24 protein-coding genes are annotated in these 21,854 nt (G+C 72.4%); 19 read left to right on the forward strand and 5 right to left on the reverse strand.

What is annotated here, in order from left to right:
- The first annotated feature begins 8 nt into the window (after positions 1-8).
- Positions 9-1,034, forward strand: a complete 1,026-nt coding sequence (locus H4W80_RS54040) for a 6-phosphofructokinase (RefSeq protein ID WP_192792172.1) — start codon at positions 9-11, stop codon at positions 1,032-1,034.
- Between the two features lie 133 nt (positions 1,035-1,167).
- Here the strand turns inward: H4W80_RS54040 and H4W80_RS54045 are convergent, their stop codons facing one another.
- Complete coding sequence (locus H4W80_RS54045) at positions 1,168-1,926, reverse strand: MHYT domain-containing protein (RefSeq protein WP_225966277.1); 759 nt, start codon at positions 1,924-1,926, stop codon at positions 1,168-1,170.
- A 123-nt stretch (positions 1,927-2,049) separates the two neighbouring features.
- A complete protein-coding gene (locus H4W80_RS54050) occupies positions 2,050-2,925 on the reverse strand; it encodes an MHYT domain-containing protein (protein WP_225964193.1) in 876 nt (291 codons plus the stop codon).
- A gap of 112 nt (positions 2,926-3,037) precedes the next feature.
- Between H4W80_RS54050 and macS the strand changes: the two genes are divergently transcribed.
- The 3 genes from macS (at position 3,038) to thiI (ending at position 6,097) form a co-directional block, all read left to right on the forward strand.
- Positions 3,038-4,183: a MacS family sensor histidine kinase gene (gene macS / locus H4W80_RS54055; protein WP_192792174.1), complete on the forward strand. Its 1,146-nt coding sequence runs from the start codon at positions 3,038-3,040 to the stop codon at positions 4,181-4,183.
- Between the two features lie 9 nt (positions 4,184-4,192).
- Positions 4,193-4,834 carry a response regulator gene (locus H4W80_RS54060; protein ID WP_192792175.1) on the forward strand — a complete coding sequence of 214 codons (642 nt, stop codon included), beginning with the start codon at positions 4,193-4,195 and terminating at the stop codon, positions 4,832-4,834.
- A gap of 63 nt (positions 4,835-4,897) precedes the next feature.
- Positions 4,898-6,097 carry a tRNA uracil 4-sulfurtransferase ThiI gene (gene thiI, locus H4W80_RS54065; RefSeq protein ID WP_192792176.1) on the forward strand — a complete coding sequence of 400 codons (1,200 nt, stop codon included), beginning with the start codon at positions 4,898-4,900 and terminating at the stop codon, positions 6,095-6,097.
- Between the two features lie 5 nt (positions 6,098-6,102).
- Here the strand turns inward: thiI and H4W80_RS54070 are convergent, their stop codons facing one another.
- Positions 6,103-6,390 carry a YiaA/YiaB family inner membrane protein gene (locus H4W80_RS54070; RefSeq protein WP_192792177.1) on the reverse strand — a complete coding sequence of 96 codons (288 nt, stop codon included), beginning with the start codon at positions 6,388-6,390 and terminating at the stop codon, positions 6,103-6,105.
- A 156-nt stretch (positions 6,391-6,546) separates the two neighbouring features.
- Positions 6,547-7,578, reverse strand: coding sequence for a 3-deoxy-7-phosphoheptulonate synthase (gene aroF, locus H4W80_RS54075; protein ID WP_192792178.1), 1,032 nt, complete (start codon positions 7,576-7,578; stop codon positions 6,547-6,549).
- Positions 7,579-7,818: 240 nt separating this feature from the next.
- Between aroF and H4W80_RS54080 the strand changes: the two genes are divergently transcribed.
- The 5 genes from H4W80_RS54080 (at position 7,819) to H4W80_RS54100 (ending at position 12,284) form a co-directional block, all read left to right on the forward strand.
- The gene (locus H4W80_RS54080) at positions 7,819-8,415 is read left to right on the forward strand and encodes a molybdopterin-dependent oxidoreductase (protein WP_318787508.1); all 597 of its coding nucleotides are present in this window, start codon (positions 7,819-7,821) and stop codon (positions 8,413-8,415) included.
- A gap of 54 nt (positions 8,416-8,469) precedes the next feature.
- Complete coding sequence (locus H4W80_RS54085; RefSeq protein ID WP_318787509.1) at positions 8,470-9,627, forward strand: sensor histidine kinase; 1,158 nt, start codon at positions 8,470-8,472, stop codon at positions 9,625-9,627.
- Between the two features lie 66 nt (positions 9,628-9,693).
- Positions 9,694-10,434 (forward strand): LytR/AlgR family response regulator transcription factor, encoded by a 741-nt coding sequence (locus H4W80_RS54090; protein ID WP_192792180.1) that lies wholly within the window; start codon positions 9,694-9,696, stop codon positions 10,432-10,434.
- Positions 10,431-10,724 (forward strand): hypothetical protein, encoded by a 294-nt coding sequence (locus tag H4W80_RS54095; RefSeq protein ID WP_192792181.1) that lies wholly within the window; start codon positions 10,431-10,433, stop codon positions 10,722-10,724. The genes H4W80_RS54090 and H4W80_RS54095 overlap by 4 nt, the downstream gene beginning before the upstream one ends.
- 69 nt (positions 10,725-10,793) lie before the next feature.
- On the forward strand, positions 10,794-12,284 hold the full coding sequence (locus tag H4W80_RS54100; protein ID WP_192792182.1) for a sodium:solute symporter family transporter: 1,491 nt from the start codon (positions 10,794-10,796) through the stop codon (positions 12,282-12,284).
- 339 nt (positions 12,285-12,623) lie between these two features.
- Here the strand turns inward: H4W80_RS54100 and H4W80_RS54105 are convergent, their stop codons facing one another.
- The gene (locus tag H4W80_RS54105; protein WP_192792183.1) at positions 12,624-13,463 is read right to left on the reverse strand and encodes a deoxyribonuclease IV; all 840 of its coding nucleotides are present in this window, start codon (positions 13,461-13,463) and stop codon (positions 12,624-12,626) included.
- 155 nt (positions 13,464-13,618) lie between these two features.
- On the opposite strand from H4W80_RS54105, the gene uraD reads away from it, so the two are divergent.
- From uraD to alc, 10 genes are all read left to right on the forward strand, one after another.
- On the forward strand, positions 13,619-14,119 hold the full coding sequence (gene uraD / locus H4W80_RS54110; protein ID WP_192792184.1) for a 2-oxo-4-hydroxy-4-carboxy-5-ureidoimidazoline decarboxylase: 501 nt from the start codon (positions 13,619-13,621) through the stop codon (positions 14,117-14,119).
- A complete protein-coding gene (gene uraH, locus H4W80_RS54115; protein ID WP_192792185.1) occupies positions 14,116-14,415 on the forward strand; it encodes a hydroxyisourate hydrolase in 300 nt (99 codons plus the stop codon). Before uraD ends, uraH begins: the two co-directional genes overlap by 4 nt.
- Positions 14,416-15,276 (forward strand): factor-independent urate hydroxylase, encoded by an 861-nt coding sequence (gene pucL / locus H4W80_RS54120; protein ID WP_192792186.1) that lies wholly within the window; start codon positions 14,416-14,418, stop codon positions 15,274-15,276.
- 5 nt (positions 15,277-15,281) lie between these two features.
- Positions 15,282-16,178 carry an FAD binding domain-containing protein gene (locus tag H4W80_RS54125; RefSeq protein WP_192792187.1) on the forward strand — a complete coding sequence of 299 codons (897 nt, stop codon included), beginning with the start codon at positions 15,282-15,284 and terminating at the stop codon, positions 16,176-16,178.
- The gene (locus tag H4W80_RS54130; protein WP_192792188.1) at positions 16,178-16,651 is read left to right on the forward strand and encodes a (2Fe-2S)-binding protein; all 474 of its coding nucleotides are present in this window, start codon (positions 16,178-16,180) and stop codon (positions 16,649-16,651) included. Before H4W80_RS54125 ends, H4W80_RS54130 begins: the two co-directional genes overlap by 1 nt.
- Positions 16,648-18,027 (forward strand): 8-oxoguanine deaminase, encoded by a 1,380-nt coding sequence (locus H4W80_RS54135; RefSeq protein ID WP_192792189.1) that lies wholly within the window; start codon positions 16,648-16,650, stop codon positions 18,025-18,027. Before H4W80_RS54130 ends, H4W80_RS54135 begins: the two co-directional genes overlap by 4 nt.
- A 48-nt stretch (positions 18,028-18,075) precedes the next feature.
- Positions 18,076-18,288: an EF-hand domain-containing protein gene (locus tag H4W80_RS54140; RefSeq protein ID WP_185072944.1), complete on the forward strand. Its 213-nt coding sequence runs from the start codon at positions 18,076-18,078 to the stop codon at positions 18,286-18,288.
- Positions 18,289-18,427: 139 nt separating this feature from the next.
- Positions 18,428-19,582, forward strand: a complete 1,155-nt coding sequence (locus H4W80_RS54145) for a glycerate kinase (protein WP_192792190.1) — start codon at positions 18,428-18,430, stop codon at positions 19,580-19,582.
- Positions 19,583-20,887 (forward strand): allantoinase AllB, encoded by a 1,305-nt coding sequence (gene allB, locus H4W80_RS54150; protein WP_192792191.1) that lies wholly within the window; start codon positions 19,583-19,585, stop codon positions 20,885-20,887.
- A 2-nt stretch (positions 20,888-20,889) separates the two neighbouring features.
- A complete protein-coding gene (alc, locus tag H4W80_RS54155; RefSeq protein ID WP_192792192.1) occupies positions 20,890-21,840 on the forward strand; it encodes an allantoicase in 951 nt (316 codons plus the stop codon).
- The last annotated feature ends 14 nt before the right edge of the window (positions 21,841-21,854 follow it).

Below are 21,854 nucleotides of genomic sequence, written 5' to 3' on the forward strand. Positions count from 1 at the left end.
AACCCGCCATGCGTATTGGAGTGCTGACCGGGGGCGGCGACTGCCCCGGCCTCAACGCCGTGATCAGGGCAGTAGTGCGTAAGGGGGTGAGCGTCTACGGTCACGAGTTCGTCGGATTCCGTGACGGCTGGCGCGGCCCCCTTGAAGGCGACACGATGCCGCTCGACATCCAGGCCGTGCGGGGCATCCTGCCGCGCGGCGGAACGATACTGGGTTCTTCCCGCACCAACCCCATCAAAATTGAGGGCGGGGTCGACCGGATCAAGGAGAACCTCGCCGCCACCGGCGTCGACGCCTTGATCGCCATCGGCGGCGAAGACACGCTGGGCGTCGCCAAGCAGCTCTACGACCGCCACGTCAACGTGGTGGGCGTGCCCAAGACCATCGACAACGACCTGTCGGGCACCGACTACACCTTCGGCTTCGACACCGCCGTCAACATCGCGACCGAGGCCATCGACCGCCTCCACACCACCGCCGAGTCCCACCACCGGGCCCTCATCTGCGAGGTCATGGGCCGCCACGCGGGCTGGATCGCGCTGCACGCGGGCATGGCGGGCGGCGCGAACGTCATCCTCATCCCGGAGCGCCCGTTCGACATCGACCGCGTCTGCGAATACGTCGAGTCCCGCTTCCGCACCCGCTACTCGCCGATCATCGTGGTCGCCGAGGGCGCCCACCCGATCGAGGGCCAGATGGAGCTGCAGACGGGCGAGCTCGACGCGTTCGGGCACGTACGGCTGGGCGGCATCGGCGAGATGCTGGCCAAGGAGATCGAGAAGCGCACCGGTAAGGAGGCCCGCACCACGGTGCTCGGCCACATCCAGCGCGGCGGCACCCCGACGGCCTACGACCGGGTGCTGGCCACCAGGTTCGGGCTGCAGGCCATCGACGCGGCCCACGAGGGCGACTACGGCAAGATGGTCGCCCTGCGCGGCACCGAGATCGTCCGCGTCGGGCTCGACGAGGCCACGGCCGAGCTGAAGACCGTGCCCGCCTCGCGCTACTCCGAGGCGGAGGTGTTCTTCGGCTGAGTGAAAGCCGCTTGCAAGCGCGCGGCCGTACCTTCTGAACCAGCGGGGTCGGAAAACCTCGCCTCAGGGTACGGCTTGCGCCGCGGCGAGTCGGCGGCCCACCACGCGTCGCAAGCCGTACCCAAGAGATAGCTCAACCGCGGGGCGTGCCGAAGAGATCCACTTCCGGCGCGCCCTCGTCGTTCCCGCGCAGCCGATCCCGGTATTCCGCCTCGCTGCGCAGCTCCTTCTCCGAGGGGGAGAGGAGGACGGCGAGCAGCAGCCCGACGGTGATCACGCTGATGCCGACGATCAGCGGCAGCAGCAGGTCGACGGCCTTGACGCCGGGCACGGGCACCATGTCGGAGTGCAGGTCCACCGACATCGAGTACATCCCCGTGTAGTGCATGCCCGAGACCGCCACGCCCATGACCAGCGCGGCGCCGCCGATCCTGAGGGCGCCGCTGACGCGGACCGTGAACCAGAGCGCCACCGTCGCCGCCGCCACCGCGATCAGGACGGACAGGGAGACGACCAGCGGGTCGTAGGAGACCATGGCCGACATGTTCATCGCGTACATGCCGAGGTAGTGCATGCCGGCCACGCCGCAGCCGGTCAGGACGCCGCCGCCGAGCAGGTAGGTCAGCCGCTCGCCGCCGTAGGAGACCAGGAACAGGCCCATCCCCACGACGACGACCGCGATGAGCGCGGACAGGGCGGTGAGCGGCACGTCGTAGCGGATCACCGAGCCGGTCACGGAGAAGCCGAGCATGGCGAGGAAGTGCATCGTCCAGATGCCGGTGCCGCCGATCGCGAAAGCGGCGCCCACCAGCCAGAACTTGCTCTCGCGCCCGCTGGACAGGCGGGCTCTCGAGGTCAGCAGCAGGCCCAGCATGGAGCCCACGCTGGACATGACGTACGCGAGCGCGGGCGTTAACAGCCCAAAGGAGAAATGATCGATCGGCGACACGAACCCCCACCCCAACCCCTTACGCACCGATAAGGGAGTATGAACAGGGAGTTGCGCCCCGCGCAACTATCTTCTGCGGCCCTGCATGGCCTGGCGGCGCGGCCGCGGCATCGGCATCGGCGGCGGCGGCGCGGGGTAGGTGAGCTGCTGCTCCTGCTGGGCGGTACGCCGGCGCAGCTCCAGCTTGGCGACCAGCTCGGCGTCCTCGTGCAGCTCCTCCTCCGAGGGCGACAGGATCACCATGAGCAGCATGGTCAGCGTGATCAGGCTGATCACGGTCATGAGGGGCACGAGGAAGTCGAGCGCGTCGGCGCCCGAGACCACGCCGGGCTCGGGGTCGACCGTGACGTGCATCGCGTAGATGCCGGTGTAGTGCATGCCCGAGACCGCCACGCCCATGACCAGGGCGGCGAGGGTGATCCAGATGGGCTTCTTGACCCGCAGGGTGAACCACAGCGCCACCGTCGCGGCCACGACGGCGATGACCACGGAGGCGGCCACGGTGAGGCGGTCATAGGAGACGTGGGCGGACATGTTCATCGCGTACATGCCCAGGTAGTGCATGGAGGCCACGCCCAGGCCGGTGAGCAGGCCGCCGCCGAGGAGCGCCAGGACCCGGCCGCGGCCGTACGAGACCAGCAGCAGGCCGGTGCCCACCACCACGATGGCCACCACCGCGGAGGCGGCGGTGAGCCACACGTCGTACTTGATCTGGGTGCCCTCCACCTGGAAGCCCATCATGGCGATGAAGTGCATGACCCAGATGCCGGTGCCGCCGATCGAGATGGCCCCGCCCAGCAGCCAGCGCAGCCGGGCACCGCCCCGAGAGGCGTGTGCCTGAGCGGTGAGCCGTAGTCCGAGCATCGATCCGATGCAGGACATCACGTAGGCGAGCACAGGAGTCAGCAGGCCGTAGGTGAAATGATTCACTGCGGAGGTCATCTATCGGTTCCTTGGTAATTAGGGGTCCCCGGATTGTGCCATCCGGGATGTCCCATTCGCATGGATACCACCACTATCTGTCAACCTCCCTGTCGGAACATGAGAAGGGCTCATGGCTATCGAAGGCCCGTTCTGGCGCGCGATCGCGGTCTTCCGGGTGGCGTCGCTCGTGTACGCGGCCGCCCTGATGGCCCAGCACCGCGGCTACGAGCAGCCCGTGCTCGGCTGGCTGGTGATCGGGGTGATGGCGCTGTGGACGGCGGTGGCGACGTTCGCCTACGCGGCCGAGCCGGCGCGCCGGTGGCCGCTGCTGGCGATCGACCTGCTGGTCGCCCTGGCCTGCCTGCTGGTCTCGCCGTATGTCGAGGGCGCGGGGCAAGGCGCGGAGGGCACCATGCCCGTGCCCGCGACGTGGATCGCCGCTCCCGTGCTGGCCTGGGCCGTGCACGGGGGCAGGCGGCTGGGCGCGGTGGCGGCGGCCGTCGTCGCGGCGGGCGACCTGTGGCTGCGCGTCCGCACCGGCCAGGCGCCCGTCCTGATCAACGGCGCGGTCCTGCTCTTCCTGGCGGGCGTCGTGGTCGGCCACGTGGCCCGGCTGGCCAGGCAGGCCGGGGAGCGCATGCAGCGGGCCATCGAGATGGAGGCCGCCCAGCGCGAGCGCGAGCGGCTGGCCCGTGACATCCACGACTCGGTGCTGCAAGTTCTGGCCCTGGTTCAGCGGCGCGGCCGGCAGATCGGCGGCGAGGCGGCGGAGCTGGGGCGGCTGGCCGGCGAGCAGGAGGCCGTGCTGCGCCGGCTCGTCGCCCCCGCCTCCGCCCCCGTGCCCGCGGGGTCCGCCGACCTGCGTACCCTCCTGCTGGCGCACGCCTCGCCCCAGGTGACGGTCGCCACGCCGGCCACGCCGATGATCCTGCCGGCGCCGGTGGCCGAGGAGACGGCGGCCGCCGTCCGCGCGGCGCTGGACAACGTACGGGACCACTGCGGGCCCGGCGCCCGCGCCTGGATCTTCGCCGAGTCGGCGGACGGAGCGATCACGGTGACGGTGCGGGACGAGGGCCCGGGCATCGCCGAGGGCCGCCTGGCTGAGGCCGCCGCGGCCGGCCGCCTGGGCGTCGCCCAGTCCATCCGCGGCCGGATCGCCGGCCTCGGCGGCACGGTCGCCTTCGCCGGCCGCATCGGGGAGGGAACGGAAGTCGAGATCAGCGTGCCCGTCCCGGGGCCGCCGCGGCCGCGGGGCGGGGCCGGCACGCGCGGTTAGAGTTGCGGCATGGTGCGGGTGATGGTGGTGGACGACCATCCGATGTGGCGTGACGGCGTCGCCAGGGATCTCACCGAGGCCGGATACGAGGTCGTCGCCACTGTGGGGGAGGGGCGGCAGGCGGTACGGGCGGCCGGGGCGGCACGGCCGGACGTTGTGGTGCTCGATCTGCGGTTACCGGATATGTCGGGCGCGGAGGTGGCCGCCAGGCTGGCCGCGGTGGAGCCGCCGCCCAGGGTGCTGGTGTTGTCGGCCAGCGCCGAGCAGGACGACGTCCTGGAGGCGGTCAAGGCCGGCGCGTCCGGATATTTGGTGAAATCGGCCAGCCGGGAGGAGTTCCTCGACGCGGTACGCCGCACCGCCGACGGCGACGCCGTGTTCACCCCGGGCCTGGCCGGGCTCGTGCTCGGCGAATACCGGCGGCTGGCCGCGCAGCCGGCCCCTGCCGAGGGGCCGCGGCTGACCGAGCGCGAGACCGAGGTGCTCAGGCTGGTCGCCAAGGGCCTGTCCTACCGGCAGATCGCCGAGCGCCTCGTGCTCTCCCACCGCACGGTGCAGAACCACGTCCAGAACGCGCTGCGCAAGCTCCAGCTCCACAGCCGGGTGGAGCTGGTCCGATATGCGATCGAGCACGGGCTGGACGCGGACTAAACTCGATGGCGCGCGGCGTTGCCTTCGACGCGTGCCCTTCCCCGTCTTCCCGGAGGTTCCACCATGACGATGTCCGCCCTGGGCGAGCCATGCGTTCTGCTCAAGCTGGGCGAGATCGTCCTGAAAGGCAAGAACCGCGAGCTGTTCGAACGCCGCCTGATCAGCAACATCCGTGACGCGCTCCAGTCGCTCGACCTCAAGCTCGACGTGCGCAAGCGGCATGGCGTGATCGCGATCTTCCTGCCCCAGGGCGCCACCGCCGAGCAGGCGGAGGCCGTGGCCCAGCGGGTCGCCGACGTTCCCGGGCTGGTCTGGATCCACCGGGCCTGGCGCGTGGCCAAGGACCCCGACGCCGTGCTCAAGGCCGGCCTCGAGCTGGTCGGCGAGACCGAGGAGGCCAAGCGGGGCGCCCGCTTCGCCGTCCGCTCCCGCCGCCGCGACAAGCGCTTCCCCCTGCGCTCCAACGAGCTCGACCGCCTCGTGGGCGGCGCGATCAACGACGAGTACGGCCTGCCGGTCGACCTGAAGAACCCCGAGCTGACGGTCTCCATCGAGGTCGACAGGGACGAGGTGTTCGTCTTCACCGGCGGCATCCCCGGCCAGGGCGGCCTGCCGGTAGGCAGCAGCGGACGGGCCCTGGTGCTCATGTCGGGCGGCATCGACTCGCCGGTGGCGGCATACCGGATGATGCGGCGCGGGCTGCACGTCGACTTCCTGCACTTCTCCGGCATCCCGTTCACCACCTCCGAGTCGATCTACAAGGCCTACGCGCTGGTCAAGAAGCTCGACCGGTTCCAGGGCAGGTCACGGCTGTGGGTGGTGCCGTTCGGCAAGGCGCAGCAGTCGATCCGCACCTCCGGCCAGGACCGCCTGGCCGTGATCGCGCAGCGGCGGCTCATGCTCAAGACGGCCGAGGAGGTCGCCCACCGTATCCACGCCGCCGCGCTGGTCACCGGCGACGCGCTCGGCCAGGTCTCCTCCCAGACCCTGGCCAACATCACCGCCCAGGACCAGGCGGTGGAGCTGCCGATCCTGCGGCCGCTGGTGGGCTGGGACAAGACCGAGATCATGGCCGAGGCGCGGCGCATCGGCACGCTGGAGATCTCCGAGCTGCCCGACGAGGACTGCTGCACGCTGCTGGCGCCCAAGCGGGCCGAGACCCGGGCCAAGATCGAGGACCTGAAGCAGATCGAGAAGCGGCTCGACGCCGAGGAGCTGTGCGTGCAGCTCGCCGACTCGATCCAGGAGTACACCCTCGACTAGCGCCCTCAGGTGCTCACCTTGAAGGGGTCGTGCTCGGTCAGCAGCTTGTCCAGCCGCGCCTGGTCGACGCGCTTGCTGACCTCCGACTGCTCCTGCCGGTCCCGTACGACCTTGCACAGCGTGACCGTCGAGGTGACGACGTACAGCAGGCCGAGCCCGAGGAACGCCCTGACCCACCCCTCGACGGGCAGGTAGACCAGGGCGATCACCACGGAGGACAGCGAGACGGCGAACGACAGGATCGCCTGGACGTAGTACGCGGTGGTCTGCGTGGGTTGGATGGGCTTCGTCATGCGGCCATCGTCGCGCCGCGCCACAGCCGGCCGCATGGGGTCACGTACTCAAGTTACTTCTGAGTACGGCCGGCCGCTCGGCTCGTGGCGGCGGCCGGCCGTACGTACGCGCGGGATCGCTCGTGGCAGGCACGGATACGGCATCGGATCAGCGGGTCAGACGGTGGCCGCGACCGCGGCGGACTTGCCGAGCAGCGCCGGGAAGTCGTTCATGACCTGGGCCAGCTCGCCCAGATCGGCGTCGACCAGGGCCTGCGGGCCGTCGCAGAGCGCCTGCTCGGGCTGCGGGTGGACGTCGATGATCACGCCGTCCGCGCCCACCGCGATGGCCGCGCGGGTCAGCGGCAGCACCAGGTCGCGCCGCCCGCCCGAGTGGGACGGGTCGATGATCACCGGCAGGTGCGACAGGCGCTGTGCCACCGGCACGGCCGAGACGTCGAGCGTGTTGCGGGTCGCCGTCTCGAACGTCCGGACGCCCCGCTCGCACAGGACGATGTCCAGGTTGCCGCGCTGGGCGATGTACTCGGCGGCCATGAGCCACTCCTCGATCGTGGCGGTCATGCCGCGCTTGAGCATCACCGGCCTGCCCGCCGCCCCGACCGCCTGCAGCAGCGCGAAGTTCTGCATGTTGCGGGTGCCGACCTGCAGCATGTCGGCGTAGGAGGCCACCAGTTCGACGTCCTGGGCGTTCACGACCTCGGTCACGATCGGCAGCCCGGTCTCCTCGCGCACGTCGGCCAGGATGCGCAGGCCCTGCTCGCCCAGCCCCTGGAAGGCGTACGGCGACGTGCGCGGCTTGAAGGCCCCGCCGCGCAGCAGCACCGCCCCGGCCGCCTGCGCCATCCTGGCCGCGTCCAGCGTCTGCTGGTGCGTCTCCACCGCGCACGGCCCCGCGATCAACGTCACGGTGTCGGGGCCGATCGGCACGCCGCCCACGTGGACCGTGGAGCGTTCCGGGTGGTTCTCCCTGCTGACCAGCTTGTACGGGGTGGACACGCGCATGACGTCGCGCACCCCGCCCATGCCGCGCAACGCGACCGGGTCGAGCTGGGTCACGTCGCCGACCAGGCCGACGATCGTCCGTTTCACGCCCTTGCTGACGAAAGCCTCGACCCCGGCCGCCTGGACGACCGACACGATCGCCGAAAGATCATCCGCGGTGGCCTCGGGGCCCATCACGATCACCATTCTGTACAGCTCCTTCGTCCGGAAACACAGAAGGCCCCGGGTCCTGTCGGACCCGGGGCCTTCGTTCGCCTGTCTGCTAGCGCAGCGTCAGATGGCGAACGGACTCGGGTCCGTCGCCATACCAAAACAGGGACGCGTTGCGCATAGGCCGTAAGGATAGCGCACCCGACCCGCCCGCGAAGCCTCATCGATCCGATGGCAGGATGGCCCCAGACGGCGAGTCAGGTGAGGGGAGTGATCGTGGAGGAGTCGCGCCTGCCTCCAGGCCAGTACGTGCCGCGCGGCCGACCCGTGATCCACTACGGCAGGGTGCCCCGGTTCAAACCGGAGAGCTGGGACTTCCGGGTCTTCGGCGCCACCGCGTCGGGGGCGGAGCACCATTTCTCCTGGAGCGAGTTCGAGGCGCTGCCGCGGTCCACCCGCATCGCGGACTTCCACTGCGTCACCAAGTTCTCGCTCATGGCCAACGAGTGGTCCGGCGTCACCCCCGCCACGATCATGGCGGCCGCCCCGCCCGCTCCCGGCGTGCGCCACGTGATGATCTGGGCCGAGTACGGCTACAGCGCCAACCTGCGGATGGCCGACTTCGCGGCCCCCGACACGCTGTTCGCCATGGAGCTCGACGAGAAGCCGCTCAGCGCCGAGCGCGGCTTCCCGCTGCGGATCGTCGTGCCCCACCTGTACGCGTGGAAGAGCGTCAAATGGGTGCGCGGCATCGAATACCTCCTCGAGGATCGCCGGGGCTTCTGGGAGGAGCGCGGCTACCACAACATCGCCGACCCCTGGCGCGAGCAGCGCTACTCCTACCAGGAAGAACCCGGGGAGGGACCCCCCTAGACTTCACTCCTGGTTTTCCCCCGGACACGCTCTGTTTTGGCTACGGTTTTCCCCGTGCTGACCACCGCGTGCGTGGCGCTGTCCTCCTCCTTGGCCTCGTTGGCCTTCGTCGCCGGCTACGGGCTCGCCCGCGCCCGGTGGCGCCTCGTGGCGCTGCCGGAGGGCCGTAGATCGGACGAGGCGACGTTCACGACGCTGCACATCGCCGCGATGGCCGCCCCCGCCCTGCGGACCGGGCTCAACCGCGACTCCGCCCGCAAGGCCGTACGGCACCTGCGCACGCTGCTCGGCACCCAGGCCGTCGCGATCACCTCGACCGAGGCCGCGCTGGCCTGGGAGGGGCCGTGCACCGACGACGTGCTCACCTACGCCCGGGCCGCCCTGGCGGCGGGGCGGCCCCAGGTGTTCGCCGGCGAGCCGCACGGCGCGGTCGTGGTGCCGCTGACGGTGGACGGCACGGTCGTGGGCACGCTGGCGGCCTTCGACGACGAGGTGAGCGCCGCGCTCGTGCGCACCGTCACGGAGGTCGCCCGCTGGGTGTCGGGCCAGTTGGAGCTCGCCGACCTGGACGCCTCGCGGCGGCGCGCGCTGGAGGCGGAGATGCGCGCGCTGCGGGCGCAGATCTCGCCGCACTTCGTCTACAACGCGCTCACGACGATCGCCTCGTTCGTCCGCACGAACCCCAAGCGCGCCCGCGAGCTCCTGCTCGACTTCGCCGACTTCTCCCGGTACGCGCTGCGCCGGGCGCACGACTTCACGACCCTGGCCGACGAGCTGACCTGCGTCGACCGCTACCTCCTGCTGGAACGTGCCAGATTCGGCGACAAGCTGCGCTTCACCATGCAGGTGGCGCCCGAGGTGCTGCCCGTACCCGTGCCGTTCCTGTGCCTGCAGCCGCTCGTCGAGAACGCCATCAAGCACGGCATGCGGGGCCGCGGCGGCGCCGGCGAGGTGCGGGTCGTGGTGCGCGACGCGGGCCCGGAGGCGCACATCACGGTCGAGGACGACGGCGCGGGCATGGACCCGGAGTGCGCGCGGCGGATGCTCGACGAGGACCCGGCCCGCGAGGGCAGCGGCATCGGGCTGGCCAACGTGGACCTGCGGATGCGCCAGATCTACGGCGACGGCTACGGGCTCGTCGTGGAGACGGCGCTGGGCGCGGGCACCAAGGTGCGGCTGCGGGTGCCCAAGAGCCAGCTTAGCTCGTTGTAGTCATTTCATTACGCTGAGCTGGCGTGTCGCTTGTGACCTTTGCTTTCATACGGCAGCGTGGAGGACATGCTGAGAGTCCTGGCCGTCGACGACGAGGTCCCCGCTCTGGAGGAGCTCGCCTACCTGCTGCGCCAGGACGAACGGATCGAACACGTCGCGACCGCCGCCGACGGCGTCACGGCGCTGCAGGACATGGTGCAGATGATCGGCGGGGGCGAGCGGCTCGACGGGGTGTTCCTCGACATCCGCATGCCCGGGCTCGACGGGCTCGACCTGGCCCGGCTGGTCGGCGGGTTCCCCAGCCCGCCCCGGCTGGTGTTCGTGACGGCGCACGAGGAGTGCGCGGTGCAGGCGTTCGAGCTGGAGGCCGTCGACTACCTGCTCAAGCCGGTCAGGGCCGAGCGCCTGGCCGAGGCCGTGCGCCGGCTGGAGGCCACCTCCCTGCCCGCGCCCGAGCCCGGCCAGGACGAGGTGATCCCGGTCGAGCTGGGCGGGCGCACCAGGTTCGTGCCGCAGCAGGCGGTCTGGTTCGCCGAGGCCAAGGGCGACTACGTGCGGCTGCACACCGCCGACGGCAGCTACCTCGTGCGCATGTCGCTGGCCGCGCTGGAGCGGCGCTGGTCGGACGCCGGGTTCATCCGCATCCACCGCAGCACGCTGGTCTCCGGGCGGCACGTCAGCGAGCTGTGCTTCGAGGGCGGGCGGGTGACGCTCACCGTCGGCACCGAGACACTGCAGGTCAGCAGGCGGCACACCCGGCAGGTGCGCGAGCAGCTCGTACGCCACCACCGGGGCGTGATCTCGTGACGGCGGAGCGGCGGGTGGTCGTCTCCCGCAGGCCGGCCGCGCTCGGGCGCTCCCGCGACCGCTTCGACCCGGACGACGGCGGGCCCGACGTGCCCGCGATCGTGGGGCGGCAGTTACGGCAGGCGCTGCTGACCGTGGGCGCCGTGGCCGCGCTGCTGGCGGGCGTCCCGGTGATCGCCGTGTGGGTGCCCGCTCCCTGGGCCTGGTTCGCGCTCTCGCTGGCCGTGCAGGGGGTCTGGGTCGTGCTGGCCGTGCTGCAGCTGAGGCGCGCGGAGCGGCTGGAAAGGTGAGCGGGCTGCGGCTGGACCGGGCGGAGCGGCTGGAGAGATGAGCGGGCTGCGGCTGGGGCGGGCGGACGGATGACCGTCGCGGTGCTGACCGGGGTCGCCTTCGTGCTGGTGCTGGGCGTCATGGTGGGCTCCGCGCGACCGCGCCGCGCCAGCGGCGTCTGCGACTTCCACGTGGCGGCCAGGGCCGTTCCGCCCTGGTGGAACGGCGCCGCCATCGCCTCCGAGGTCACCTCGGGCGCGGCCTGCCTGGGGCTGGCCGGGCTCATCGCCACCCGCGGCGGGCCGATGCTGTGGTACCCGCTGGGGGCCACGGCCGGGTTCGTCGTCATCCTCGCCCTCGTCGTCGCGCCCTTGCGGCGGTCGGGGACGTACACGCTGCCCGACTTCGCCGAGTGGCGGCTGAGATCGGCCAGGCTGCGGCGCTCGGCCACGTTCCTCGTCCTGGTGATCGGGCTGGCGTTCATGGTCGCGCAGTTCCACGCGGCCGGGGCGGTGGTGCGGCTGCTGACCGGGCTCCCGCCGTGGCTCGGGTGGGTGGCCATCGCCTCGGCGGCGCTCGTCGTGGCCTGCGGGGGCGGGCTGGGGAGCGTGACGAGCGTGCTGGCCGCGCAGTTCTGGCTGAAGCTGGTCGTGTTCGCCGGGGTGGGGGCGGTGTGCTGGTGGGGGGCGGGCGCGCGGTCCGTCACCTGGTTCGAGGGGGCGTACCGGGCCGCCGAGCCGGGGCTGGCGGGGGTGGGCGACCCGTCGCTGCCCGGCGTGCTGACCGTGCTGGTGGCCTGCGCGCTCGGCACGATGGGGCTGCCGCACGTGATCGTCCGGGTCTACACCAACAGCGACGGGCGCGAGGCCAGGCGGTCGATCGTGGCGACGCAGGTCATGCTGGCGGTGTTCTGCGTCGTGCCGCCGCTGTACGGGCTTCTGGGGCACGGGCACGTGCACGCGGGGCCACCGGACGAGATCGTGCTGTTGCTGCCCGCCAGGCTGCTTCCAGGGCCGGTCGGTGACGCGCTCACCGGGGCGCTGGCCGCCGGGGCGTTCGCCGCCTTCCTGGCCACCACGACGGGCGTGCTGGTGGCGGTCGGGGGAGCGGTGTCGGCCTGCCTGGCCAGGGCCGGGGTCCGCGCCTTCCGCGCGGCCGTGTGCCTGGTGCTGCTGGCCGCGCTCGCCCTGACGGCGCTCACCGGGCCGCGGGCGTCGGTGGCGCTCGTCCTGCTGGGCTTCAGCCTCTCGGCGGCCACGCTCTGCCCGCTGCTGGTGCTCGGGATCTGGTGGCGGCGGCTGACGGACGCGGGGGTGGCGGCCGGGTTCGCGCTCGGCGGGGGCGTGACGGCGGTGCTGGTGGTCGAGGAGCAGGCGGGCGTGAAGATGGGCGTGCTCACGTCCAACCCCGCGCCGGTGGCGGTGCCGGTGGCGTTTGCCGCGATGGTGATGATTTCCCTGGTCACACCGGGTCGGATGCCGCGCGGGGTGGGGCGGATGATGGCCCGGATGCACCTGCCCGAGCACCTCGCGGGCCCACGGGACTACCGCTCGTCGCAGCACGGCGACCGCTCATCGTAACAGCACTCTCCGTATGGCGATGACTACGGACCGTTCAACGAGCTGTCCGAAAACAGGGTATCGCCCGCAAGATCGCGACCGTAGTGTTTCGGCAACGGAAAGCCACTCCGGCGCATCGGGGGGGACGAGCCGGGGGGCTCACAACAGGCCTGATGCGCCGGCTTCACCGGTGACCGCGCAGGTCACCACGGCTGCCGGGCCCCCATCCGGGGGTGGGGCCCGCCACGCCGGTCACGTGAAGGGGCGCCTGCTGAGGCCCTCAGCCGGCCCCGCGATTCGGCCCTTCGGGGGCGGCCGGATCGCGCGAGCAGGCGCCCCTTTCACGACGAGCCGGCCGGGTCAGGAGTCGCGCAGCTTCTTCAGCAGGGCGATGTCCTCGGCGTGCTTGGGCGCCTTGCCCGGCGTCTCGATGCAGATCGGCACCCCCGCCACGGCCGGGTGGCGCATGAGCTCGGCGAACGGCTGCGCGCCGATGTGGCCGGCCCCGATGTTCTCGTGCCGGTCCTTCTTGGCGCCGCACACGTCCTTGGAGTCGTTGGCGTGGATCAGCTTGAGCCGCCCGGGGGCGATCTCGTGCAGCGCGTCGAACGTCTCCTTCACCCCGCCCGGCGCCGCGAGGTCGTGGCCGGCGGCGAAGGCGTGGCAGGTGTCGAGGCAGATGCCGGCGCGCGGATGCCAGTCGAGCGCGGCCAGGTAGGGCTCGATGTCCTGGACGGTGGCGCAGAGCATGGCGCCCTGCCCCGCCATCGGCTCCAGCAGCAGGTCGGGCCCGCCGTCGGGGATCTCCTCCAGCAGCGGCAGCAGGGTCTCCCGGACCTGGCGCAGGGCGTCGTCGCGCGACTGGGTGACCGCCGAGCCCGTGTGCACCACGACCCCCTTGGCGCCGATCTCGGCGCCGCGCCGCAGCGTGTGGCGCACCAGCGCGATGGAGTTGGCCAGGGTCTCCGGGCTGGGCGAGCCGAAGTTGGCCAGATAGGGCACGTGGACGTACGCCTCGACGCCCGACTCGGCCAGCTTGGCGTCCTCCTCGGGCTTGCCCTCGGCGAGCGCCCAGGCGCGCGGGTTGGTCACGAAGACCTGGATCATCTCGGCGCCGATCTCGGCCATGTATTTCAGGCCGCCCGTCGCGAGGCCGCCCGTGACGAGCACGTGCCCGCCGATCAGGGATGTTGGGGTCATGATGGCTCTCAGTGTAGGCGCACGCCCCGACATCCCGGCGCGGGCGCGTCGCCCCGCCGGTTGGATGATGACACGAAAAGTCCTGGCCGAAGGGGTGGCCGGTTCGGAGTTCTCGCGGATGGACCGGGCACGAAGCGAGTGTGTGTACTTCTGACATGCCCGACACGCTGAGCGACTTCAACGCCAGGTCCCCGGCCGGCGCCGAGGAAGCGCTGCTGGCCTGCTGCGCCTCGCGCGCCTTCGCCGCGAAGGTGGCGGCGCTGCGGCCGTACGACGACGTCGACGAGCTCGCCGCGACCGCCGAGGCGGCAGTCCGGGACCTGGGGTGGGACGACGTGATGGAGGCGCTGCGGGCGCACCCGAGGATCGGGGAGCGGGCTGCGGGCGACGGCAGGCAGGCGTCGTGGTCGCGCCAGGAGCAGTCAGGAGTCGAGGAGGAGGCGCGCCAGGCGCTCGCCGCGGGAAACAAGCAGTACGAGGACCGGTTCGGGCACGTCTACCTGGTCTGCGCCACCGGGCTCACCGGGGCCCAGCTGCTGGCCAGGCTGCGCGAGCGGCTGGGCAACGACGAGGAGAGCGAGCGGGCGGCCGTGCGGGGCGAGCTGGCCGCGATCACCGCGCTGCGGCTGCGCAAGCTCATGAAGGAGGGGACATGAGCTTCTCGACGCACGTGCTGAACGCGGTCACCGGGCTGCCCGCGCGGGGCGTCCACGTCCGGCTGGAGCACGAGGGCCGGGTGGTGGCCGAGGGGCACACCGACGACGACGGGCGCATCAAGGGCTGGAACCCGGGCGCCGGCGTCCACCGGGTCGTCTTCGACACCGGGGCCTATCTGGAGGAGACGTTCTACCCCGAGGTCGTCGTCACCTTCACCGTCGCCGACCCCGAACGGCACCACCACGTGCCCCTGCTGCTCAGCCCGTACGCCTACTCCACCTACCGAGGGAGCTAGATGTCCATCAAGCTCGGACCCAACCGCTACGGCAAGGCGGAGACCAGGCTCGTCCGCGTGGTCAGGGACGGCCCCGTCCACCACGTCAAGGACCTCAACGTCAGCACCTCCCTCTCCGGCGACATGGAGGCCGTCCACCTGACCGGCGACAACGCCGCCGTCCTGCCCACCGACACGCAGAAGAACACCGCGTACGCGCTGGCGAAGAAGCACGGCGTCGGCCAGATCGAGGAGTTCGCCCTCCTGCTGGCCGGGCACTTCGTGGACGGGCAGCCGACCGTCCACCACGCCAGGGTCGAGATCGACGAGTACGGGTGGACCCGCCGCGGGCCGCACTCGTTCGTCCGCGACGGCGGCGAGGTGCGCACGTGCGTCGTCCACCGCGACCGGGACGGCCGCTCCACCGTGGTGTCCGGGCTCAAGGACCTGGTGCTGATGAACACGACCGGCTCGGAGTTCCACGGCTACATCGTGGACGAGTACACCACGCTGCCGCCCACCACCGACCGCGTCCTGGCCACCGCCGTCGCCGCGCGCTGGCGGCACGCGGGGGACACGCCCTCGTACGGCAAGTCGTACGAGCAGGTGCGGCAGTGCCTGCTGGACGCGTTCGCCGACACCCACAGCCTGTCGCTCCAGCAGACCCTCTACGCCATGGGCGAGCGCGCCCTGAACACCTGTCCCGAGATCTGCGAGATCCGGCTCGCGATGCCGAACAAGCACCACTTCGCCGTGGACCTGTCGCCGTTCGGCCTGGACAACGAGAACGAGGTCTTCCACGCCGCCGACCGCCCCTACGGGCTGATCGAGGGCAGCGTGCTGCGGGAGGACGCACCCGGCGCCGGATTCGCCTGGGAGTAGGAGACATGGACTTCTTGCGACCCACGACGTGGGAGGAAGCGCTGGCCGCCAAGGCGGACCGGCCCGACGCGGTGCCCATCCAGGGCGGCACCGACGTCATGGTGGAGATCAACATGGACGTGCGCAGGCCCGCCGCGCTGCTCGACCTCAACCAGGTGGCCGAGCTGCGGGAGTGGGCCATGGTGGGCGGCACGGTGAGCGGCACGGTGGGCGGCACGGCGGGCGGCATGTGCCGGGTCGGGGCCGCGGTGCCGTACGCGCGGATCATCGAGGAGCTGGCCGGGCCGCTGCCGGGGCTCGCCCAGGCCGCGCGCACGGTCGGCTCGCCGCAGATCCGCAACCGCGGCTCCGTCGGCGGCAACCTCGGCGCGGCCTCGCCCGCCGGCGACAGCCACCCGCCGCTGCTGGCGGCCGGCGCGGTGGTCGAGGCGGAGTCGCGCGAGCGCGGCGTCAGGATGATCCCGGCCGACGAGTTCTACCTGGGGGTCAAGCGCAGCGCGCTGGAGCCGGACGAGCTGATCAGGGCCGTCCACGTCAGGCCCGCGACCGGCCCCCAGTACTTCTCCAAGGTCGGCACGCGCAACGCCATGGTGATCGCGGTGTGCTCGTTCGCGATCGCGCTGCACCCGGGCGAGCGGCGGGTCGGCACGGGGATCGGCTCCGCGGCGCCCACGCCGCGCCGGGCGCTGGAGGCCGAGGAGCTGCTGGCCCGCGAGCTGGACTGGACGGCGCCGCTCGACCCGGCGCTGAGCAGGCGATTCGGCGAGCTGTGCGCGGCGGCCGCGGCGCCGATCGACGACGTACGGGGCAAGGCCGCCTACCGGGTGCACGCCATCGGCGTGATGGCCCGCCGCACGCTGGCCTGGGCCTGGAACGACCATCTGGGAAGGAGGGCCGCCTGATGCGCGTCACCTTCACCGTCAACGGCCGCGAGGAGATCGCCGACGACGTCTGGGAAGGCGAGAGCCTGCTGTACGTGCTGCGCGAGCGCGTCGGGCTCCCCGGCTCCAAGAACGCCTGCGAGCAGGGCGAGTGCGGATCCTGCACGGTCTATCTCGACGGCGTGCCGGTCTGCTCCTGCCTGGTCGCCGCCGGGCAGGCCGAGGGGCGTCAGGTGCGCACCGTCGAAGGGCTGGCCGAGGAGGACCGGCTCGACCCGGTCCAGCAGGCGTTCGTGGAGTGCGGGGCCGTGCAGTGCGGGTTCTGCACGCCGGGGCTGCTGGTGCAGGCGCACGACCTGATCGCGCGGGTGGAGCGGCCCTCCGACGCGGAGATCAGGGAGGCGCTGGCCGGGAACCTGTGCCGGTGCACCGGCTACGAGAAGATCATCGAAGCGGTGCGGCTGGCCGCCGAGCGGAAGGCGGCCGCCGGGTGAGCCTGCTCATCGAGAACGTCCACATCGCGCCGGTCGCCGGCCCGGAGATCCGGTCCGGCTACATCAGGATCGAGGGGGACCGGATCGCCGAGCTAGGCCCCGGGCCGGCGCCCGTCGATCCGGGCGCGGCCCGGATCGACGGCACCGGCTGCCTGGCCACCCCCGGCCTGGTCAACACCCACCACCATCTCTACCAGTGGGCCTCGCAGGGCCTGGCCCAGGACGCGACGCTGTTCGAGTGGCTGGTCGCGCTCTACCAGGTGTGGGCCGCCATGGACGCCGAAGTGGTCAACGGGGCGGCCACGGCGGGCCTCGGCTGGCTGGCGCTGTCGGGCTGCACCACCTCCAGCGACCACCACTACCTCTTCCCCAAGGGAAGGGGCGACCTGTTCGCGGCAGAGATCGAGGCCGCCCGCGAGGTGGGCATCCGCTTCCACCCCGCCCGCGGCTCGATGGACCGGGGCGAGTCGCAGGGCGGGCTGCCGCCGGACGTCGTGGTCGAGGCGCTGGACGAGATCCTGGCCGCCACGTCGGAGGCGGTGGACGCCTACCACGACCCGTCCTTCTCCTCGATGCTGCGGATCGCGGTCGCGCCGTGCTCGCCGTTCTCCTGCAGCGCCGAGCTGATGACCGAGTCCGCCGCCCTGGCCAGGGCCAAGGGCGTCCGCCTGCACACGCACGTCGCCGAGACCTCGGACGAGGACGAGCACTGCCTGGCCCAGTTCGGGCTGCGGCCCGTGGACTACATGGAGAAGCTGGGCTGGCTGGGGCCCGACGTGTGGTTCGCGCACTCCGTACACCTCAGCGACGACGACATCGGCAAGCTCGCCGCCACCGGCACGGGCTCGGCGCACTGCCCCTCGTCGAACGGCCGGCTCGGCGCCGGCATCGCCCGCGTCTCCGAGATGCTGCGCCGCGGCGCGAACGTGGGCCTCGGCGTGGACGGCAGCGCCTCCTCCGAGCTGACGCCGCTCGTGGGAGAGCTGCGGCAGGCCCTGCTGTTCCAGCGCGCCAGGTACGGCCCCCAGGCGCTCACGGCCCGCCAGGCCCTCGAGATCGCCACGCTCGGCGGGGCCCGCAACCTCGGCCGCGAGCACGAACTCGGCACCCTCGAACCCGGCAAGCTGGCCGACCTCGCCCTGTGGCGCGTCGACGGCCCCTTCACCTCGGCGGTGGCCGACCCCGTCTGCGCGCTCGTCTTCGGCCCCCCGCCGCCCCTGGCGCGGGTGCTGGTCGGCGGCCGGGTCGTGGTCGAGGACGGCGAGCTGAGGACCGTCGCCCAGGACGCCGCCGGGCGCGCGGGCGCCGAGGCCCACCGCCGGCTGATGCGGCTGGCGGACGAACGCGGCCTGACCGCCGCCAAGGAGCTCCACTGACCGGGAGACTAGGGTGGGAATGTCCCGAACGAGCAGGAAGGCGATCCCGTGCCCGAGGAACTCCCCGACGAGCGGCTGGCGCAGCTCAAGAGCACTTTCGCGTCGATCGACACCGACGGCGACGGCTACATCAGCGAGGCCGAGCTGAAGCGGCACTTCCCTGGCCTCCCGGCGGAGGCGCTGGGGGCGATGAGCCAGGCCGCCGACTCCGACCAGGACGGCCGCTACTCGCTGGAGGAGTTCATCCGCACGGTCTCCTGACCCTCCGGGCGGTCTCCGGAACGGGCCCCGGACGGCCCGCGCGGCGCGGGGATGTGATGATGAGTCACGCCTTCCTGCCCGCTCGCACCGGGCAGGAAGGCGTGTCAGGACATTGTTCACCATCCTGTAGGGGTTCGTAGTGGTTCAGCAGGTTCTGGTCGCCCCCGACAAGTTCAAGGGGTCGCTGACGGCGGCCGAGGTGGCCGCCCGGGTCTCGGCCGGGCTCGGCGTGCCCACGGTGGAGCTGCCGGTGGCCGACGGAGGCGACGGCACCGTGGACGCGGCCGTGGCCGGCGGGTTCAGCCGGGTCACGATCGAGGTCACCGGGCCCACCGGCGAGCGGATCTCCGCCTCGTACGCCTGGCAGGACGCCGGCGCGACGGCGGTGGTGGAGCTGGCCGAGGCGTCGGGGCTGCGCCGCCTGCCCGGCGGGCACGAGCCGCTGACCGCCACCAGCCACGGCACGGGTGAGCTGATCGCGGACGCTGTGCGCCGGGGCGCCAAGCGCGTGGTCCTGGGGCTGGGCGGGAGCGCCTGCACCGACGGGGGAGCGGGCATGGCGCAGGCGCTCGGCGCGCGCCTGCTGGACGCCGACGGCGACGACCTCCCCCGGGGCGGGGCCGCGCTGAAGGGGCTCGCCCGGATCGACCTGTCGGGGTTCGTGGACGTCTCCGGCGTGGAGTTCGTGGTGGCCAGCGACGTGGACAACCCGCTCCTCGGCCCGCACGGCGCCGCCGCCGTCTACGGGCCCCAGAAGGGCGCCACCCCCGACGACGTCAGGACGCTGGAGGCCGGTCTGGCCCGGCTGGCCGCCGTCGCCACGGCCACCCACGGGCTGATGGGCGCGGTCGAGCACGACGACACGCCGCGCGCGATGGGCGTGGCGGGCGCGCCGGGGGCGGGGGCGGCCGGCGGGGTGGGGTTCGCCGCGCTGGCGTTCCTGCACGCCGAGCTGCGGCCCGGCATCGGCTACCTGCTCGACCTGCTCGGGTTCGGCGAGCTGGTCAAGGACGCGCGGCTGGTGATCACGGGCGAGGGCTCGCTGGACGAGCAGTCCCTGCGCGGCAAGGCCCCCGTCGGGGTGGCGCGGGCCGCGGCCGAGGCGGGCGTCCCCGTGGTGGCCGTCTGCGGGCGCCGCACGCTCACCGACGAGGAGCTGCGGGCGGCCGGCATCGAGGCCGCCTACGCCCTCACCGACCTCGAACCCGACCCCGAACGCTGCATGGCCGAGGCCGGGCCCCTGCTCGAACGCCTGGCCGCGCGGCTGGCCGCCGTCCATCTCCAAGGGGACTAGATGATCGATCTGGTGATCCGATCCCGCCGCACCGTCACCCCCGAGGGTGAGCGGGCGGCGGCGGTGGCCGTGCGCGGCGAGAAGATCGCGGGCCTGTACGACTACGCCGCCCCGCTCGACGCCGCCGAGGACATCGACCTGCGCGACCTGGCCCTGCTCCCCGGCCTGGTCGACACCCACGTTCATGTCAACGAGCCGGGGCGGACGCACTGGGAGGGGTTCGGCTCGGCGACCAGGGCGGCCGCCGCCGGAGGCGTCACCACGATCCTCGACATGCCGCTCAACTCCCTCCCGCCCACCGTGAACGTGCCCGCCTTCGAGGCCAAGCTGCGGGCCGCCGAGGGCCAGTGCCACGTGGACGTGGGCTTCTGGGGCGGGGCCGTGCCGGGCAACGTCAAGGACCTCGCGCCCCTGCGCGAGCGCGGTGTCTACGGGTTCAAGTGCTTCATGTCGCCGTCGGGGGTGGAGGAGTTCCCGCCGCTCGGCGACTCCGAGCTGCGGGAGGCGCTGGCCGAGGTGGCCGCGGTCGGCGGGGTGATGGTGGTGCACGCCGAGGACCCGGCGCTGCTCTTGGAGCCGGCCGGGCCGACGTACCGGGAGTTCCTGGAGTCGCGGCCGGGAGAGTCGGAACGCAGCGCCGTCGCGCGGGTGGTGGAGCTGGCGGCGCTGACCGGCGCCCGGGTGCACATCCTGCACGTCTCCAGCGCCTCCTGCCTGGAGGTGCTGGAGTCGGCGCGGGCCGAGGGGGTGGCGGTCACGGCGGAGACGTGTCCCCACTACCTGACGCTGGCGGCCGAGCGGGTGCCCGAGGGGGCGACCGCGTACAAGTGCTGCCCGCCCATCCGCTCCGAGGCCAACCGCGACCTGCTGTGGGACGGGCTGGCCAGGGGCGTGCTGAGCTGCGTCGTGTCCGACCACTCGCCCTCGACCGCCGACCTCAAGGTGCCTGACTTCGCCGCCGCCTGGGGCGGCATCGCCTCGCTCCAGCTCGAGCTGCCGGCGGTCTGGACGGAGGCGTCGCGGAGGGGGTACGGGCTGGGGGACGTGGTGCGCTGGATGTCAGCCAATCCGGCGACGATGGCCGAAATTTCCGGAAAAGGCGGGATAAAGCCGGGTAATGATGCCGATCTGGTGGCATTTGACCCGGCCGCCGACAACCCCGTGGACGCCGCGCGCCTGCACCACAAGAACCCGGTCACCCCGTACCACGGCCGGGTCCTCAAGGGCGCCGTCCTGACCACCTGGCTGCGCGGGCGGCCCGTGGACGACGTGCCGCACGGACGATTCCTGTTGGGAGAGCAGTAGATTTGCCAGGCTTCAGCACCCTTCCCGACCTTGCCCTGCGCACGCTGGGCGGCTCCGTCGTGGCGGCCAGCGACGAGTCGTTCGCGGAGAAGGAGAGCCTGATCCGGCCGGGGCGGCCCGGCTTCCAGGCGGAGACGTTCGGGAACAAGGGCCAGGTCTACGACGGGTGGGAGACCCGCCGGCGCCGCTCACCCGGCCACGACTGGGCCCTGGTACGGCTCGGCGTCCCCGGCGTGATCCGGGGCGTGGTGATCGACACGGCCTGGTTCAAGGGCAACTACCCGCCCCACGCCTGCGTCGAGGCGGCCTCGGTCGAGGGCCACCCCTCCCCGGACGAGCTCGAGGCCGCTCAGTGGACGGAGATCGTGCCCCGGTCCGAGCTCACCGGCGACAGCGAGCACCACTTCGCCGTCACCGACGAGCGCCGGTTCACCCACGTGCGGCTGAACATCTTCCCCGACGGCGGCGTCGCCCGCCTCCGGGTGCACGGGGAGGCCCGGCCCGACCTGTCCGTGTACGACGGGCTCGGCCTCGACCTGGCCGCGCTCGCGAACGGCGCCCTGGTCACCGCCTGCTCCGACGAGTTCTACTCGGCCCCCAACAACGTCATCGCCCCCGGCCTGGCCCGCCACCAGGCAGAGGGCTGGGAGACCGCCCGCCGCCGCGGCGAGGGGAACGACTGGCTGGTCATCCGGCTGGCCGGGCGCGGCGTGATCGGGCTGGCCGAGATCGACACCACGAACCTGCTGTTCAACGCGCCGGGCGCGGTCTCGCTGACGGGTCTGGACGGTGACCGGGAGGTGGAGCTCCTCCCGAGGACCCGCCTGCAGCCCGACACCCCGCACCGCTTCCGCCTGGCCCACCCGGACCCGGTCACGCACGTACGAGTGGACATCTACCCGGACGGCGGCCTCGCCCGCGTCCGCCTCCACGGCCACCTCGCCACCCCCTGACCGCCCGCGCCTGG

Origin of the sequence: Nonomuraea angiospora (assembly GCF_014873145.1) — a bacterium.
Classification (GTDB): domain Bacteria; phylum Actinomycetota; class Actinomycetes; order Streptosporangiales; family Streptosporangiaceae; genus Nonomuraea; species Nonomuraea angiospora.

Excerpts from the sequence above, each read along its gene's own strand:
- H4W80_RS54040 (WP_192792172.1), top strand. The coding sequence starts at position 9 with ATGCGTATTGGAGTGCTGACCGGGGGCGGCGACTGCCCCGGCCTCAAC.
- H4W80_RS54045 (WP_225966277.1), bottom strand. The coding sequence starts at position 1,926 with ATGTCCAGCGTGGGCTCCATGCTGGGCCTGCTGCTGACCTCGAGAGCC.
- H4W80_RS54050 (WP_225964193.1), bottom strand. The coding sequence starts at position 2,925 with ATGACCTCCGCAGTGAATCATTTCACCTACGGCCTGCTGACTCCTGTG.
- macS (WP_192792174.1), top strand. The coding sequence starts at position 3,038 with ATGGCTATCGAAGGCCCGTTCTGGCGCGCGATCGCGGTCTTCCGGGTG.
- H4W80_RS54060 (WP_192792175.1), top strand. The coding sequence starts at position 4,193 with ATGGTGCGGGTGATGGTGGTGGACGACCATCCGATGTGGCGTGACGGC.
- thiI (WP_192792176.1), top strand. The coding sequence starts at position 4,898 with ATGACGATGTCCGCCCTGGGCGAGCCATGCGTTCTGCTCAAGCTGGGC.
- H4W80_RS54070 (WP_192792177.1), bottom strand. The coding sequence starts at position 6,390 with ATGACGAAGCCCATCCAACCCACGCAGACCACCGCGTACTACGTCCAG.
- aroF (WP_192792178.1), bottom strand. The coding sequence starts at position 7,578 with ATGGTGATCGTGATGGGCCCCGAGGCCACCGCGGATGATCTTTCGGCG.
- H4W80_RS54090 (WP_192792180.1), top strand. The coding sequence starts at position 9,694 with ATGCTGAGAGTCCTGGCCGTCGACGACGAGGTCCCCGCTCTGGAGGAG.
- H4W80_RS54100 (WP_192792182.1), top strand. The coding sequence starts at position 10,794 with ATGACCGTCGCGGTGCTGACCGGGGTCGCCTTCGTGCTGGTGCTGGGC.
- H4W80_RS54105 (WP_192792183.1), bottom strand. The coding sequence starts at position 13,463 with ATGACCCCAACATCCCTGATCGGCGGGCACGTGCTCGTCACGGGCGGC.
- uraD (WP_192792184.1), top strand. The coding sequence starts at position 13,619 with ATGCCCGACACGCTGAGCGACTTCAACGCCAGGTCCCCGGCCGGCGCC.
- uraH (WP_192792185.1), top strand. The coding sequence starts at position 14,116 with ATGAGCTTCTCGACGCACGTGCTGAACGCGGTCACCGGGCTGCCCGCG.
- pucL (WP_192792186.1), top strand. The coding sequence starts at position 14,416 with ATGTCCATCAAGCTCGGACCCAACCGCTACGGCAAGGCGGAGACCAGG.
- H4W80_RS54125 (WP_192792187.1), top strand. The coding sequence starts at position 15,282 with ATGGACTTCTTGCGACCCACGACGTGGGAGGAAGCGCTGGCCGCCAAG.
- H4W80_RS54130 (WP_192792188.1), top strand. The coding sequence starts at position 16,178 with ATGCGCGTCACCTTCACCGTCAACGGCCGCGAGGAGATCGCCGACGAC.
- allB (WP_192792191.1), top strand. The coding sequence starts at position 19,583 with ATGATCGATCTGGTGATCCGATCCCGCCGCACCGTCACCCCCGAGGGT.